Origin of the sequence: Streptomyces panacea (assembly GCF_040560175.1) — a bacterium.
GTDB classification, from domain to species: Bacteria; Actinomycetota; Actinomycetes; order Streptomycetales; family Streptomycetaceae; genus Streptomyces; species Streptomyces panacea.
Genome location: NZ_JARJHW010000094.1, coordinates 1 through 13,997 on the forward strand (window position 1 = coordinate 1; position 13,997 = coordinate 13,997).

Annotated in this window: 14 protein-coding genes and 4 pseudogenes; 12 read left to right on the forward strand and 6 right to left on the reverse strand. The window is 64.9% G+C overall.

Annotated features, from left to right (window positions below; translation table 11 throughout):
- Positions 1-183: hypothetical protein (locus P3L51_RS21685; RefSeq protein WP_354606940.1), on the forward strand; the 183-nt coding region annotated here is incomplete at its 5' end.
- A 358-nt stretch (positions 184-541) separates the two neighbouring features.
- Here P3L51_RS21685 and P3L51_RS36020 read toward each other — a convergent pair.
- Positions 542-711 (reverse strand): annotated as a pseudogene (locus tag P3L51_RS36020) (IS5/IS1182 family transposase); the annotation flags it as partial.
- Position 712: 1 nt separating this feature from the next.
- Here P3L51_RS36020 and P3L51_RS21695 point away from each other — a divergent pair.
- From P3L51_RS21695 to P3L51_RS21715, 5 genes and pseudogenes are all read left to right on the forward strand, one after another.
- Positions 713-1,180 (forward strand): annotated as a pseudogene (locus P3L51_RS21695) (transposase); the annotation flags it as partial.
- Positions 1,181-1,631: 451 nt separating this feature from the next.
- Positions 1,632-2,051 (forward strand): hypothetical protein, encoded by a 420-nt coding sequence (locus P3L51_RS21700; protein WP_354606941.1) that lies wholly within the window; start codon positions 1,632-1,634, stop codon positions 2,049-2,051.
- A gap of 61 nt (positions 2,052-2,112) precedes the next feature.
- The gene (locus P3L51_RS21705) at positions 2,113-3,402 is read left to right on the forward strand and encodes a magnesium transporter (RefSeq protein ID WP_354606942.1); all 1,290 of its coding nucleotides are present in this window, start codon (positions 2,113-2,115) and stop codon (positions 3,400-3,402) included.
- Between the two features lie 8 nt (positions 3,403-3,410).
- A complete protein-coding gene (locus P3L51_RS21710) occupies positions 3,411-3,986 on the forward strand; it encodes a hypothetical protein (protein WP_354606943.1) in 576 nt (191 codons plus the stop codon).
- Entirely contained in the window at positions 3,983-4,726 is a 744-nt protein-coding gene (locus P3L51_RS21715) for an ATP-binding cassette domain-containing protein (RefSeq protein ID WP_354606944.1), read from the forward strand. Before P3L51_RS21710 ends, P3L51_RS21715 begins: the two co-directional genes overlap by 4 nt.
- A 15-nt stretch (positions 4,727-4,741) precedes the next feature.
- Here the strand turns inward: P3L51_RS21715 and P3L51_RS21720 are convergent, their stop codons facing one another.
- Entirely contained in the window at positions 4,742-4,918 is a 177-nt protein-coding gene (locus tag P3L51_RS21720; protein ID WP_354606945.1) for a hypothetical protein, read from the reverse strand.
- Between P3L51_RS21720 and P3L51_RS21725 the strand changes: the two genes are divergently transcribed.
- Positions 4,907-5,206, forward strand: coding sequence for a hypothetical protein (locus P3L51_RS21725; protein WP_354606946.1), 300 nt, complete (start codon positions 4,907-4,909; stop codon positions 5,204-5,206). The genes P3L51_RS21720 and P3L51_RS21725 overlap by 12 nt on opposite strands.
- Before the next feature lie 1,925 nt (positions 5,207-7,131).
- Here P3L51_RS21725 and P3L51_RS21730 read toward each other — a convergent pair.
- Positions 7,132-8,063, reverse strand: a protein-coding gene (locus P3L51_RS21730; RefSeq protein WP_435594498.1) for an IS5 family transposase whose coding sequence is annotated in 2 segments (ribosomal slippage) — positions 7,132-7,701 and positions 7,704-8,063 — 930 coding nt in all. Because the reading frame shifts where the segments join, the coding sequence is not laid out codon by codon here.
- A 53-nt stretch (positions 8,064-8,116) separates the two neighbouring features.
- Between P3L51_RS21730 and P3L51_RS21735 the strand changes: the two genes are divergently transcribed.
- On the forward strand, positions 8,117-8,395 hold the full coding sequence (locus P3L51_RS21735; RefSeq protein WP_354606947.1) for a hypothetical protein: 279 nt from the start codon (positions 8,117-8,119) through the stop codon (positions 8,393-8,395).
- A gap of 51 nt (positions 8,396-8,446) precedes the next feature.
- On the opposite strand, the gene P3L51_RS21740 is transcribed toward P3L51_RS21735, so the two are convergent.
- Positions 8,447-8,707 carry a hypothetical protein gene (locus P3L51_RS21740; RefSeq protein ID WP_354606948.1) on the reverse strand — a complete coding sequence of 87 codons (261 nt, stop codon included), beginning with the start codon at positions 8,705-8,707 and terminating at the stop codon, positions 8,447-8,449.
- A gap of 105 nt (positions 8,708-8,812) precedes the next feature.
- Here P3L51_RS21740 and P3L51_RS21745 point away from each other — a divergent pair, with 105 nt between their 5' ends.
- Positions 8,813-9,352, forward strand: a complete 540-nt coding sequence (locus tag P3L51_RS21745) for a hypothetical protein (protein ID WP_354606949.1) — start codon at positions 8,813-8,815, stop codon at positions 9,350-9,352.
- A 676-nt stretch (positions 9,353-10,028) separates the two neighbouring features.
- On the opposite strand, the gene P3L51_RS21750 is transcribed toward P3L51_RS21745, so the two are convergent.
- Positions 10,029-10,349, reverse strand: coding sequence for a helix-turn-helix domain-containing protein (locus P3L51_RS21750; protein ID WP_354606950.1), 321 nt, complete (start codon positions 10,347-10,349; stop codon positions 10,029-10,031).
- Positions 10,350-11,360: 1,011 nt separating this feature from the next.
- Between P3L51_RS21750 and P3L51_RS21755 the strand changes: the two are divergent.
- Both P3L51_RS21755 and P3L51_RS21760 read left to right on the forward strand, forming a co-directional pair.
- Positions 11,361-12,406, forward strand: a pseudogene (locus P3L51_RS21755) (transposase); the annotation flags it as partial.
- Positions 12,407-12,549: 143 nt separating this feature from the next.
- Positions 12,550-12,816: a hypothetical protein gene (locus P3L51_RS21760; protein WP_354606951.1), complete on the forward strand. Its 267-nt coding sequence runs from the start codon at positions 12,550-12,552 to the stop codon at positions 12,814-12,816.
- Between the two features lie 57 nt (positions 12,817-12,873).
- Here the strand turns inward: P3L51_RS21760 and P3L51_RS21765 are convergent, their stop codons facing one another.
- Positions 12,874-13,608: a DUF3159 domain-containing protein gene (locus P3L51_RS21765; protein WP_354606952.1), complete on the reverse strand. Its 735-nt coding sequence runs from the start codon at positions 13,606-13,608 to the stop codon at positions 12,874-12,876.
- Positions 13,609-13,809: 201 nt separating this feature from the next.
- Here P3L51_RS21765 and P3L51_RS21770 point away from each other — a divergent pair.
- Positions 13,810-13,973: pseudogene (locus P3L51_RS21770) on the forward strand (phospho-N-acetylmuramoyl-pentapeptide-transferase); the annotation flags it as partial.
- Positions 13,974-13,997 lie beyond the last annotated feature (24 nt).

Consider the following 13,997-nt stretch of genomic DNA (forward strand, 5'->3'; position numbering starts at 1 on the left):
GCCCTGTCCTACTGGACGTTGGGCAAGGCCCCGGCCCTGCGCGGCAAGGGCGGCGACAGCGCCATGGTGCTGGTGCGGATGCTTGGCAACCACCTCCCACCGCAGCTCGGCCCCCGACGTCCCGTCGTGGGCGCAGGAGTCGTTGAGAGGGAACCGGCGAGGGAGCTACGCCCTCCACCGTAAAAGGGTCACAGCGAAGGGCAGCCAGACGAGCGCGGGCCCGGGCAGCGCTCAGAACCGTAATGCGTCCCACACCCGGGCCAGCACCACTCCCGACAGCTTTCTCCAGAGTCCATCCCCAGCAGGACATCAACTTGGCAAGTACATCTCGGGCGTTGCGACGCTACTCCTGTTCGGCTTCCACGAAATAGTCGAAAAGCTCCGCGTCGAAAATGCGATCCAGTCTTTGACTGAGCTCGTCCATTTTCTTCACATCGACGGGATAGACATCCGTCAGACTCGACGCGAGAGCACCCGTCAGACTTGCGAGATATTCTTCCCCCCAATGCGTGACATCAATTTCTGAGGAAGGGAAATCGTCAACGGCTGCTTGGTAGGACTCGGCGGTCATGTCGTAGAGGGTAGCGATACCGCGCCACTGCTTGAGGCGGTTGAAGCACCGTTCCACGACTTGCGCCGCTTGTAGACCGCGTGGTCGAAGGCCGGCGGGCGCCCGCCGTGGCTGCCGCGCTTCAACCGGCTGCATATCTGAATTGAAACGTTGTTACCGGTCCGAATGCCCCGGCGGGGTGGCCGGTGGCGGGATCACCATGAGGTGATCGATGGGATCGCGTGGAAGTTCCGGACCGGATCGCCATGAGTGCACCTGCCGGAGAAATACGGCAACTGGCGGGGTGTCTACGAGCAGTTGAGGATGTGGGCCGTCGACGGCACCTGGGAGCGGGTCTTCACCGCGCTGATGGCCCGCCTGCGCGTTCCCTGCCCACGAGGACGGCCCCGCACCCGGCCCGATGTGGTCCTGGCCGACAAGGCATACTCCTCCCACGCGATCCACGAGCACCTGCGCGAACGCGGAATCCGGGCAGTCATCCCCACCCCGGCCGATCAACGGGGCCGCCGACTGCGCCGGGGCAGCCAGGGCGGCAGACCACCCGCCTTCGACCGCGAGACATACAAGCAGCGCAACACCGTCGAACGCTGCATCAACCGCATCAACCGCCTCAACCAGGGTGGCTCGCTGCCGGGCCAGACCAGGTAAGTGGGGCCCGCTGCCGTTCGGCCCGCAAGAGTTCGCAGGGCGGGTCAAGTGAAGAGCCAAGATCTTGAGACGCCCGCACCACGGACCTCGATGTCGACGGTAACGGCTGTGCCCGCGCCGTCGATTGCGGGTAGGGCCGGGCCGTCTGGTTCGTGGCGCACCTGGACGAACTGACGGCGCGATTGGGCGGACAGGCCGGACCAAAGCAGAGGCCCACAACGGCGAGGCACCCAACGGTCGCTGCCGTCACTCATGGACCAACCGGTCCACCACAGAAGCGGTTTGACTGCTTCAAAGATGGGCCGTGACGTTCGGTCAGATAATTTCGCGTGGCGGTGCTAGAGTCGCCCAGCCGTTCGGTTTTCACTTCGAGGGGGGGCCTCGTTAACCGAATGGACAGGAGGCGTTTTCCTTGTCCGGACGATTTTTGCGCAACTTCGGAATCGTGATGGCTACCACGGCGGTGGTCACTCTCGCAACCAGCCCGGCAGCCTGGGCATCGTGGGAGACAACCGCGACCACCGTGTGGGGCGACAACGACATGTCGCGGGAATGGACCGACGAAGAATACAACGAAATAAAATTCAAGGACTGCCACACCGTCTCGACAAAGAGCATCGGCGTTGAGCGCTGGCAGTTGGTCACATTGGGGCTGGACACCCGTCGTGACGACTTCACGTTTACCAATTGTTTCAACGGCACGGACGCCGTAAGCACCGACACACAGTCCAATCTTCCTCGCGGCACGTACTATTTCGAGACTGACGCTACGTGCCTGAGCTGCACGGTATCCGTCAGGAAGATCGTCGTGGACACGACGCAGGCCGACTGATCCCGCCGGGCCGCCGCGCATCCTGCTCGGCGGCCCGCCCCGTGTATTCTCTTGAGGCTCCATGCGACTCTTCACGGCTCTGCGTACAAGCGCCGCTGTACTGGCTCTGCCGGTGACCGGTTTCTTCTTCATTTACGTCTTCCTCACGACCAAAGCGAAAATCGGTCATTTCGATTCGCTACCCTGGCCGGCCGAGGTTACCGCCTTCGTCATACACGCACCGGTACCACTGGCTGCCGCCGCCGCTGCCGGACTTGGCGCGGTGGAGGGGACACGGCTGCGGACCCTTGGCGTCTGGGAGCTGGGTCCGGCACGGTCCGCTTTTCGCGTCGCCGTTCAGCCGGTCCTCGTGGTCGTACTCACCACGGCCACTCTGATCGCCGGCATCGCAGCGGGCGGGCTTTTCATCGCTGGAGTGCTCCCCGATGTGTACGTGTTGCAACTCTTCGTCATGGTCGTCGTCCTGCTCACCGCGCACGCGATTATAGGATTCCTCGTCGGGCGGCGTCTTCACGCGTTGTACTCCGCGCCGCTCGTATCCATAGCGGTATTCCTCGGAATCAGTTACCCATTGGGTACGAGCAACTGGTGGGCGCACCACGTGACCGGAGCTGTTGGCCATCTCGGTTTCGGCGAGGCGTACTCGGGCCCCATGACGGTCGCCGCCCTGCTCCCGACGGTCTGCCTTGCGCTCGCCTTCATCCTGGCCATCGGTCCTCGACGTATCCGCGCCGGTGCTGTCGCGATGTCTCTGCTGCTCGTCGGCGGCGGTCTGCTCGGCGCCCACGGCATCACGCGGGAGTGGACCTCGTTCGCTCCCGCCGCCACGGGCTTGGCCCCAGTCACCTGTCAGGGCCGCGCCCCGGAGGTGTGCATGCCCGCCGTCGGCTCGGAAGACCTCAGAAAAATTCAGCCCAAACTATCCAGCATGACGATGAAACTCCATGCCAAGGGAATCATCGCGGAGATCCCCACGCGTATCACCGACATCACCGTGTCCAGTGTCCAGCGACTGGATTCCACAGGCAAGGAGTGGACACTCGACCTGGCGGCCGGGGCCTCGGAGCGTACTCCCTGGGCGGACATGGCGATCGCTGTCGTGGGGATGCCTTGCAAGTACCCGGACTGGGAAACTCTGCACTACAACACTCTCTGGACCGCCCGGATCATGGGTACGGCAGGGGACTACCTCGACTGGCTCTCCCGTGAATCGGAATCATTTCAGAAGGGACAGAGCAAAGAAGATCTCATCAAGGAGATGGACAGGGTGAACGGTCTTCCGCCTGGCGAACAGAAGACCTGGTACGTCGAGCGGCGCCAATTCGCCTGCCAGGGCGGCAATCCAGGATGAGATGGTGGTTGCGTCAACGAGGCGCCTTCGACCTGCTGCCCTGCTCGCTGTTCGCCTTCATCCTGAGCATCGGCCTCACATCGGACCTTGTCCTCGTTCTCCCCGCCTATCTGGGCAGCCATCCGCTGCCAACTGAATTGAGCAACTTTTTCTGCCTCGTGCCTTCTGTCGTGCTTGTCTCATGCCTCGAAAGACGCCTGCCCGGCATTGAGCGATCTGCCGTGCGTCGGATCGACCTGATGGATATCACCCTGGTGGGGGGATTCGCCCTCCTGACGAGCGGGGTGGCGGCGGCGATGACTCCGCTGGACCCGGACGCGATGTGGGCGGCGGCTCGCAACAATTTGCTCTTCTGTGGCCTCACCCTCGGGTGCTGGCCTCTCCTCAGACACCGGGCCGCCCTCGTCTCCGTATCCTGGATGATCCTCGCCACCTTCACCGGGGGCAGGAAAATCAATGACCCCTATCCCTGGGTAATCGTCACCGAGAAGGCCGATGTCGCCCACGCCGCGACAGGCGCCGCCCTCGTCTTTCTGACGGGACTCGTTCTCCTCACCTGCCTCGTGCCAAGGACCGACCGATGACTCTCCAGCTCGACCGCGTCACCTTCACCTACCGACGCAGGCTCCGGCCTGTCCTCTCCGGTTTCACCTACGAGGTCCCCGACCACGGCCTGACGATTCTGCTCGGCCCCAACGGAGCGGGAAAGTCCACGACGCTGGCCCTTCTCGCAGGTGCGGTCAGACCGACCGAGGGGAGAGTCCTCTTCAGCGACTCCAGCCTCACCTCCGCCACCCGCGAGTTCCGCCGCCACGTGGCCTGGCTTCCCCAGCGGGTACCCACGTCTCCGCAGCTCACCACCCGCGAGTACGTGGCCTACGTCGCCTGGCTCAAGGGCGAGAACCGTTCCCAGGCGTGGGAGAGAGCCGGCACAGCCCTCGGCCAGGTCGGCCTCGCGGAGCAGTCCAAACAGAAGACGGCCAGTCTCTCCGGAGGACAACTCCGCCGTGCGGGTATCGCTTGTGCAATCGCCCACGACGCCCGCGTCATTCTGCTGGACGAACCGACAGCGGGTCTCGATCCTCATCAGCGTTCCGTATTCCGGAATGTCCTGGGGGAGATCGCAACGAACACACCGGTCCTGATGTCGACCCATGACGTGGTCGATCTGGCAGACGCGGCCGACACCGTCACCCTCATGGACTCCGGCCGGATACTTCACCACGGCGTGACCCGCAGCTTCCTCGACCACGCCCGTCCTGATGCTGCGCCGGGGCGTCGGGCGGAGTCGGCGTACTCCGCACTGATGCGTCTCGACGGCTAGGCCGTTTCGTTTCGATCATTGGGTGGACCAGATGAAGATGGCGGCGAGGTAGATGGTCGCGGTCTTGTCGTAGGGGTAGCGATGCCGGGTCCTGATCTCGGTGGCTGAAGCGTCGGGGCCGCGTTCGTCCGCCGGGGCCTGCCGCACAGGGACGTCACCGACAGCTCCCTGGACGGCATCATGCTCGCCCACGCCCTGTCCGGCGGCATCCTGCGCGACCTGCTCCGCTACGGACTGCAGATCCGCGAAATCCAGGACAAGCTCCAGTCCCACGAGCTGACCCACCTCTCCCGCCACCTCGTCCTGGAAGAACTGGCAGAAACATTCGCGGGCTTCCGAACTCTGCCGAGCAATCAGCAGTGGACCCACAACACCATCGACGTCCTCGCGTCATTCCGCACCCTGTGCGGCTATCGCCGCGCCCCGTGCCCATGCACAGAAGCCGAAATCCTGCGCACCGTGGACGAGTTCGCCTTCTAGGCCGACGGCACCCGGCCAAACACCGCAGACGCCGACGACCAACCAAATGCCGCCGCCGATCCGGAACTGACCAGCGACGCACGCCAGCTCATCGATAAGGCCTCCGCGTACGTTTACTTCTCCCCGACCACCAGCGGACGCGTCCGGCCAACGCTCGTGAACTGCCCGCGCCACACAGGCTGAGCTCCGAAATCTCTTCTCGGAGGCAGCGACGGCGATTGAGTAGCCCGCCCGGGACAGCGAACTGCCCGGGCACCCATCGCGAAGACCGGCTGTGGCTATCGCTCCCGATGCTCCCGCGAGGCCCGGCAGGCCGCCAACCAGGCGCGATCGGTACTCGACTCTGACATGTCTCCGTAGCCGACCATGCGGTCAGAACAGGGACAGTCTCATCCCCAGGACACGGGGCGGACAGTCAACCACCGCTTCACCACTACCGCCGGCGGCGCGACAGGCTCGAACGGTGCAATGGCCTTGGCGATGGCGTCCGCCAGGCCGTCGACGTCATGCACCACGTACCGAGGCGCGGTGATCCAGATTCACGGCTCGGCATCCGGACCGTCCTGGTTCGGAATCAGCTGCGCGTACAAGTGCGTCTGCCCGCTCGGATCGCTCTCGTAGCCCCACGTGCCCCCAGAACGGATGCGGACCGCCCCGCGTCAGGTCGGGTTCCGACAACCGCGGCTTCGGCGCCCGCGTGTACGAAGGCCCGCATACGACCTCCCAGACACCATCACTGTGTTCGAGCACAGCCATCCGGAGATGCTGCTTCAACCCACGCAGCTGGCGGCGGAACTCCTCAGCATCCAGCAGGAACGCTCGCCGCGCCGTCTCGTCGGCGATTTCGAGGCGGCCCGCGTACGCCAAGGCCTGCTTGTTCACCATGGGCCTCTTCCTGGTGCGGTCCGAGTTATCCGAACGGTACGCGGAAGGGCGCCCGCCGACAGGCGTCGGTCAGCCGATCGCAACCGGCCCCCGCCGACGGGAGATCGACGGGGGCCGCCGCCTGTCCGGATGCGGCGAGATCGGACGTACGACAGCACCTGCCCGCCGTGCGCCTCCTAGCCCGACCGGCGGCCGTCCCGCACGTGGTCGGGACTCGATTTCTCAGCCGACGCGAACGAGATCGCCAATGCCCTGTTGGGCAGTTCGCCCCAAGGGCGCCCAACTTGCTCATCCACGAGGGCGGACGTCGCAACGCCATCGCCGCGCAGCTCAACAGAGCCCACGCAAAACGCTCGACCGGGAAACCCCAGCCGAGCGCCTGCGTGGACTTCTCCGCCTGACCATCGGGCTACGTGTCGCGACGATCTCCAGAGTCCGTGCCCCGAGCGGGGCAGGACTCCGTCCCATGATCGTTAACACTCCGGCCGAGCATCGGCCGAGCCAATGATCTTCAAACACTGATCACCTCTCGGCGTGGCAACCACCGTTCACACGTCGTCGCAGGTAGAAACGATCCTGCTATGAGGCGGCCTGGTGGGGCGGGTGGGACTCGAACCCACGGCCGACGGATTATGAGTCTCCGCCGGCTGCCTGATGCTTCATGTCGGCCTGTGTCGGCCCGTGTCGGGTAATGCCGGACCGTGCTGTTTCTACTGGTCAAGTCGCTGGTGCCAGTGTCGTTGCGTGACGCGTAGTTCGCCTGGGATCGGATCGTTCCGGAGCGTTCGGGCCAGCAGGGGGCCAGCAGAAAGAGCCTCAGACTCGCAGGTCCGGAGGCTCTCTCAACACCACAGCGACAGTTCCGCAATCAGTCACTCACAGGAGCGGCCGGCGCGGACCGACTGTAGATGTCGGAGCGAATGTGGTATCGCTCTCGCGCCATGCGGAAGGCGTTCAGAACAGTTGGCAGCACACTGAGCGAACGGTCATCAGCTCTCCAGTGACTTCCGGGCTCGCGGTACTAGGACTTGTCCGGCCGATCATGTGCGAAGCCAGATGGCGAGGGCTGCGGCGGTGGCGGTGCCCAGGTAGACGTAGCCACGCTTGTCATAGCGGGTAGCCACCGCCCGGTGCTGCTTGAGCCTGTTGATGGCATGCTCGACGGTGTTGCGCTTCTTGTACCGCTTTTCGTCAAAACCGGGCGGCCGGCCGCCGCGTGAGCCCTTGCGCAGGCGGCCAGCCTGGCTATCGAGCTTCTCCGGGACCGTGTGCCGGATGCCTCGGCGCCGTAGGTAGTTCCGGACTGGCCCGTTGCGGTATGCCTTATCGGCGGCGACGCTGTCGGGCTTCTTGCGGGGTCTGCCCGGTCCCAGTTTCGGGACGCGGATCTTCTCCAGGACCGTCTTGAACTGGGTGCAGTCCGCCCGCTGACCTGGTGTGACGATCAGAGACAGCGGACGGCAGCAGCCATCCGCGCTCAGGTGGAGCTTGGTGGTGAACCCGCCCCGCGAGCGGCCCAGGCCCTCACTTCCCGCACCACCTCCACCAGGCGGGCGTGCAGGCTCTGCCACGGCGTTTCGTTCTGATGTTCTGGCCCTTCGGCCCCTTTTGAGCCGGGCGCCGGCGGCGGGCCGGTGCGGGCACCCGCCGCATGCTGATGCGCACGAACAATGGTCGAGTCGACCGAGATGTCCCAGTCGATCTCGCCTGCGGTGTCGGCCGCGGCCTGAACCTGCTGGAGCAGACGCTCCCACGTTCCGTCGGCCGACCACAGCCGGTGCCATTCGTAGACCGTCTTCCACGGCCCGAACGGTTCCGGCAGATCACGCCATTGAACCCCGGTCCGCACGCGGTGCAGAATCCCGTCGATCACCTGCCGGTGATCCCGCCACCGGCCACAACGTCCGTTGCTGACCGGCAGAAAGGGACGCAGACGTTCCAACCCGGCATCACTCAGATCACCCCGACCCATGCCCGGGACAACGAGCAGCCCAGACGGAGAGTACCGGCGTCTACGCTCGGGGAATGGACCGCTACGAGAAGACGGCGCATCTGGAGTGGTGGGCCAACCCATCCACCTGCCTGGCTCGAATCCCGATCAGGGCAACGGCCACCGCCAACATGGGTGAGTGGGGCGCAGTGTTCTCGCCCCCTCTCAACCACGGCGTCCGCGAGAACCTGAAACACCTCATCGAGGCGGACCCCTGCTTCACCCTTCGCTTCGACACCTCCGCCGTCGAAGTCCGTGCGGAGGACTTCGACGGCGTCGATCAGCTTCGGCTGACCATCATCCCGGAGCCGTAAAGCCGAGCAGCCCGACATGATCGGCCGGACAAGTCCTAGTACAACGCCAGGCTACTGGCCACCATCCGCAACCTGGCGATCAGGACCATCCGGCTCGCCGGACGCGCCGACATCGCCTAATCCCGCCGCGACCTGCTCAACCACGACGACGCCTTCGCCGCCCTCGGCATCTGGCCAACCATCACCAAACGCGACATCCCGGCAGAACGCCGGGGCCGCGGGGCAGACGCCGGTCCAGGCCGCGAGGAGTAGCTGCAGCACGAGGGTGGGCAGCGGGGTGTCGGCGGGCAGGTTGAACAGCCAGAACTGCACAGGTTCAGGTTCGGTGGCGGGCAGAGTTGAACCGACACTGTCCGCTGTCCGTTACTGCCTACGACAAGACGAGCACAGAAGCAGAAAGAAAAAGTGGGAGAGAGAATGCCGCTTTCGGAAGAAGAATTGGAAAATCACAAAAAAATTGAGGCATTCCTTGGCGAAAGACTTTGGACGCCTGATGATTACAATTCGGCGAAGGAAGCGATGTATGAAAAGGGAGCCCTGCTAGAAAACTCCCTTCGGAACTTGGGCATTAAGGTACCTGACCCTTCGCCGGAGTCGGAATTACATTCCGAGGCACAAAAACAATATGAAAAATCAGGCGACTACAGGGACTACGCTGCGCAACAGAGAAGTGGAGCGGCATACATAACGGCCTTGAGGGGTCTGCAAGATTCGCTACAGCAGAACATATGGGACACGCAGAATGGCCGTATGACTATCGATGAATTACGGCATTATTGGGCGGAACGTCCAGCAACTGCTCTCTCCCAGGACCAGAATACCAGTGTCGCCCTTCATTCTCGGAGCACGGCAGGTAACTCCGGTTCCAAGCAGCCCGAATCAGAGGATCTTCGTCGGACTGCCGCCTATAACATCCGCAATGCGAGGACCAAAAGGAAAAAGCCAAGCAAGGGGTAGCGAGTCGCAGATGTGCGCATATTGGTCGAAACTCGTGAGGTTCTCGCCGCGGACGTAGCGGACGTGGGGGCGCCGAAGGAGCCGCGGACGATGTGCAGCTGTCGCTGGTTTCTGTGGAGGAAGCGGGGGGTCTCGGCGGTGAGTTCGTCCTGATCACGGGCCCGGTGCAGTTTGGGCAGGCTGTGCTTGAGTGCGGTTTGACATTGTCGGGATGGCCGACGAGTCAGTCCCGGACCTACTGGGGACGGTGGGCGGAGTGCTTGTCGACCACGAGATGCGCCTTGTGGTCGAAGTGCCCCGGCGAGCCGGTCCGGAAAGCGACACACCACCTCGGCGGTGAAGCTCTCGGTGAAGGCCATGAAGTGCATTCGGCCTTTGGTGCTGATCGCGGACATGGCGTTGACCGAGACCCGGGGTCCCACTCAGCGGCACCATAGGGGTGTCTTCCCCTTCTCACCCCAGGTGTGGCCGGTGACCTGGTCGGCGAGGAGGATCTCACCGTCGTTCTTCTTCCCTTTCGGCGGATCTTCGGCCAGGTCTGCTGATGCCAGCGCCAGACGGCCTCGGGGTCCTGCTCGACGGCCCGCTTGTCCGGTCGCTGGAAGGACAGCCCTCATCGCTTCAGGTGCCCATCCCCGGTTCGGCCAGCCGCACTCGGTGCAGCTTCGCGATGAGCTCACCCACCAGCCGCCGCGTCCACAGCTGACCGGAAAAGCCCTACGTCACAGGGCTGGTGGTCCAGGGCCGCCTCCCGCACCGCGACCTGCTCGGCCTCCCTGAGTACCTGGTGCACCCCGATCGGCTTGCCACGCAGACGCATGACCAGTGCGTCCAGCTCGCCGGCCTGCCCCTTCGCCCACCACGAGTCGACTGCCTTCAGCGACACCCCGAACACCGCCGCCACGTCCTCACGCGCCCGGCCCGCCGCCAGCGCGGCCACTGCCCGCAGCCGCAGGGCTGCCGCCGGATTCCGGGAGCAAACATGACAGGTTGTCACGTTGGTCGGTTCCCAACAGCCGTCTTTGGAAGCGCTTGAATCAGGTTGATGTGCCACCGGCTGGTTTTCTGCCTTCCGTGCAGCACAGAGGCTTGCACTGCGATGCCCTTGGCTCCCAGCTGGGTCTACCTGCTCCGGATGGGGTGACCGAGCGCCGGTGGGGGTTGGTTGCGGCGGGTGTGGTGGTGCGGCGGGCTTCGTGTCCGTGCCGGGGCGCCTTCGGCGGGTGGATTGTTGGTGCGGATTGGGTGATGGCGAGTTCGTAGGTGAGGTCCTGGAGTACGGCGGCTGGTGTGGCGGGAGAATTCGACGGTCCAGGCGTCCGGGTGCGCATCGCCTCCGGCCCTGATCCGCCAGGTTCGAGCCGGTGAGTAGTTGAGAGACGTAAAACGCCGGTTCCTCTCGTACACCTCTCCATCTCGCTCGCCGGACCCGCATCATCTGGCAGTACTGGCACGTCCCGGCTTTGTCGGGGCTCCTCCCGCCCTCCCGGCACTTCCCGGATCAGGCTGTCCTCAGCTTCACCGCTCTGCTGCGACAGGGTCAGCGGCGTAGGTATTACACCCCACACAATCGAACAACGCCTCATGGCGCACGAGTAGCCATACTCATGCTCGTCTTCATTGTCCGACGCTGCTGGCCGAGTTCGAGCACGGCTGCCGCGCTGTTGCCGTGACGCCCCCGTCGCCAGCCTCCGCTGGCAGGAGCAGTCCTGTGTGCGGGGCGGAAGCCGCCGGCACGATGCCCTCTGCGATCGGCGCGGCCGCCTCCGTAGCTGCTGATGTCGTAACAGATGGGCAGGAACCTGGCGGCTATCACTGAACGTCACTCGGAATGGAGACTGGTACGCCCTGGGCTTGGAAACAGGTGCTCAGCTTGTTTTGCAACGTCCGCTCGGGGAGGGGCGGTTGGGTGCCTGTCGTGCTGTTGAAGGCCGGTGCGACAGTGGTGCGGCCTTGGTGTGATCATGTGCGTTTTCGAGACGCTGTTGATCAGGCCAAGGCCGTGAGGGTGAGTCTGCTGCACGATGCTGTCCGCGTCGATTCCTTGACCGTGTTGTCCCGGTTCCGGACCGACTTCTACGACTGCCTGACTGCGCGCGGTGACGCGTTGTTCGAGCTGACGGACGCGGTGCTGTGCACGGATGGGCCTGTGCGGTCGCTGGTCGAGTTGGCCCTCGCGCCGGAACACCGGCGGGGCCACGGATCTCTCTACGGCGGGCTCAGGCAAGGCCGGATCGACGTCGGCCGACTGCGCCGGGCGCTGGCCGGACTGCCGCTGCCGAAGGCAGCGGACGGCAGGCTGGTGCCGGCGGTGGACGTCTCGCCGTGGCTGCGGCCGGACGCCGCCACCGTCCCGGACCGCTCGTTCTGCCACGCCTACGGCCGCGGCGAGGCCAAGCATCAGATGATGCCCGGGTGGACGTACTCGATCGTGGCCGCGCTGGAGACCGGCCGCAGTTCCTGGACGGCGGTCCTGGATGCGGTCCGCCTCCAGCCTGGAGCCGACCTCGCCGCGATCACCACCGTCTAGATCCGCGGGGTGATCGAGTGCCTTGTCGAGCCCGGGCAGTGGACGGAAGGCGACCCGCAGATCCTGATCGTCCTGGACTCCGGATACGACGCCCCGCGCATCGACCACCTCCTGACCGGCCTACCGGTACAGATCCTCGGACGGCTCCGCTCCGACGGCGTGATGCGACGGCCGACGCCCCCAAGGGCGGCCGACCACCCAAGCCCGGCGGCGAGTTCGTCTTCGGCGACCCCGCTACCTGGGGCAACGAGCAGGCCGTGACTACCACCGACACCTGCCTCTACGGGAAGGCGACCGCGCATGCGTGGGACCGGCTGCACCCCAGGTTGACCTGGCGGGCCGCCTGGCTCGACCACAAGGGACCGTTACCCCTCATCGAGGGCACCGTGATCCGTCTGGCAGTCGAGCACCTGCCCTCCGGCGGGGTCAACAAGCCGGTCTGGCTGTGGTGGTCGGGCACCGGCGCCACCACGGCGGACGTCCACCACTGCTGGCAGTCCTTCCTCCGCCGCTTCGACATCGAAGAACCGCCGTCCCGCCGCCCGCCACGACGTGGGCAGAATCCTCGCCACCGGCCAGGCATACGCCCGCCCCGCCCACCACAAGGTCGGCACCAAAACCAGGCGCTTAGCTGAAAACGCGCAGCAGTCACAACCACACTGAGTCCGTGCGCATCGACGAGACAGGCAAGATCACCCTGGTCAGGGCCATGGTCCCGTTGGTGATCGCCATCGCCTCGCCACTGCTGCTGGTGGCCGGGGCACCGATTCGCCGCCGCTATCTACGGCACATCTACCGAGAAGAAGCCCCCGTTCTCGTTGACAAAGCCAACGGATACGTCAGCATCCACTACTTCGTCAGCAGCAATCAGCTTGGTCGCTGGCTCTGCGCACCCACCGAAGCACTGATCCGCACAGCTCGCGGCGGACGTTAAAAATCAAGCTCAGAGCGAGGCCCAGTACAGTCTCGGTGCTGACTCCGAGAGCGGGCGTCAGCGGTGCGTGTGCGGAGGGACCGGGGCCCGGTGCTGGCCGGTCCCCGGTGTCCGGGAGAGGGTTTGCAGGCGCTGGGCGGAGCGGCGGGAGGCCCAGGCGACCACCAGGAGAGCCAGGCCGAGAAGCGGGTAGCCCATGGCGATCTTGGCGAAGCCGAGCCAGCCAGTCTCGTCGGAGTCGTAGAGCCACTGCTGGACCACGAAGCGGGCGCCAAAGACGGCCGCCAGGGCGAGGGTGGCGATGTCGTAGTAGTAGCGGGAGACCTTGTCCTCGCGCCAGGTGTTGTCCTGGCCCCTGATGGCGTTCCAGACCAGGCCGGCCAGCGGACGGCGTACGAGAACGGAGGCGACGAACAGGATGGCGCCGACTAGGCTCAGCCAGATGCCCACCAGGAAGTAATCCTTGGCGGACCCGGTCCACCAGGAGATACCAGCGGCGACCGCGACTCCGGACAGGCCGTTGAGCGCGGGCGCGAGCGATTCCTTGCGGATGAGCCGCAGGGCTGTGATGGCCAGGGCAACGCCGACGGCCGTGACAATGGCGCCGTTGAGACCGAGCAGCGAGTTCGCGACGACGAACACGACGATCGGGAGCGTCATGTAGATCATTCCCGACATGCCGCCCCACTGCTCCAGCACCGTCTTGCGCTGAGGCGGGCTGGTGTCGTCGGCCGGCGTGCGCCTCCCGCCGGAGTCTGTCTTCTCGTCAAGAGGGGGGATGAGATCAGTCATACGTCATCAGCTCATTCATATCGGGCGGGACGGTCCGGCTGTTCGTGCACACCGACTTCCCCCCAACAAGGCAGTCAATCCCTGGCTTAGTTGGTTGGGTTGAGGCGAATGGTGTTCAGGTCGACGGTGAATGGCGCGGTGAGACGTGGGTGGTGGTCTGTATCCAATCGGGAACGGAGCCGCGGGAGAGACAGCCGCCTGATGAAGCAAATCTTTTTCGCCGGACCATCGGCCTTTTACTCACCCTGGTCGGTACTCCGCTGATCAAGTTGCCGGCTCGCAAGGGGTACGGGCAGTTCATCCGGGACGACAGGCTGCGGACCGATCACGGCAAGGTTGGAACGCCGACAATGGGCGGCATCGCGTTAAGACGACGTTTCCTTTGGCGA

Coding starts and splice junctions, on each gene's coding strand:
- P3L51_RS21705 (WP_354606942.1), top strand. CDS start 2,113: ATGCGACTCTTCACGGCTCTGCGTACAAGCGCCGCTGTACTGGCTCTG.
- P3L51_RS21715 (WP_354606944.1), top strand. CDS start 3,983: ATGACTCTCCAGCTCGACCGCGTCACCTTCACCTACCGACGCAGGCTC.
- P3L51_RS21725 (WP_354606946.1), top strand. CDS start 4,907: ATGCTCGCCCACGCCCTGTCCGGCGGCATCCTGCGCGACCTGCTCCGC.
- P3L51_RS21735 (WP_354606947.1), top strand. CDS start 8,117: ATGGACCGCTACGAGAAGACGGCGCATCTGGAGTGGTGGGCCAACCCA.
- P3L51_RS21745 (WP_354606949.1), top strand. CDS start 8,813: ATGCCGCTTTCGGAAGAAGAATTGGAAAATCACAAAAAAATTGAGGCA.
- P3L51_RS21765 (WP_354606952.1), bottom strand. CDS start 13,608: ATGACTGATCTCATCCCCCCTCTTGACGAGAAGACAGACTCCGGCGGG.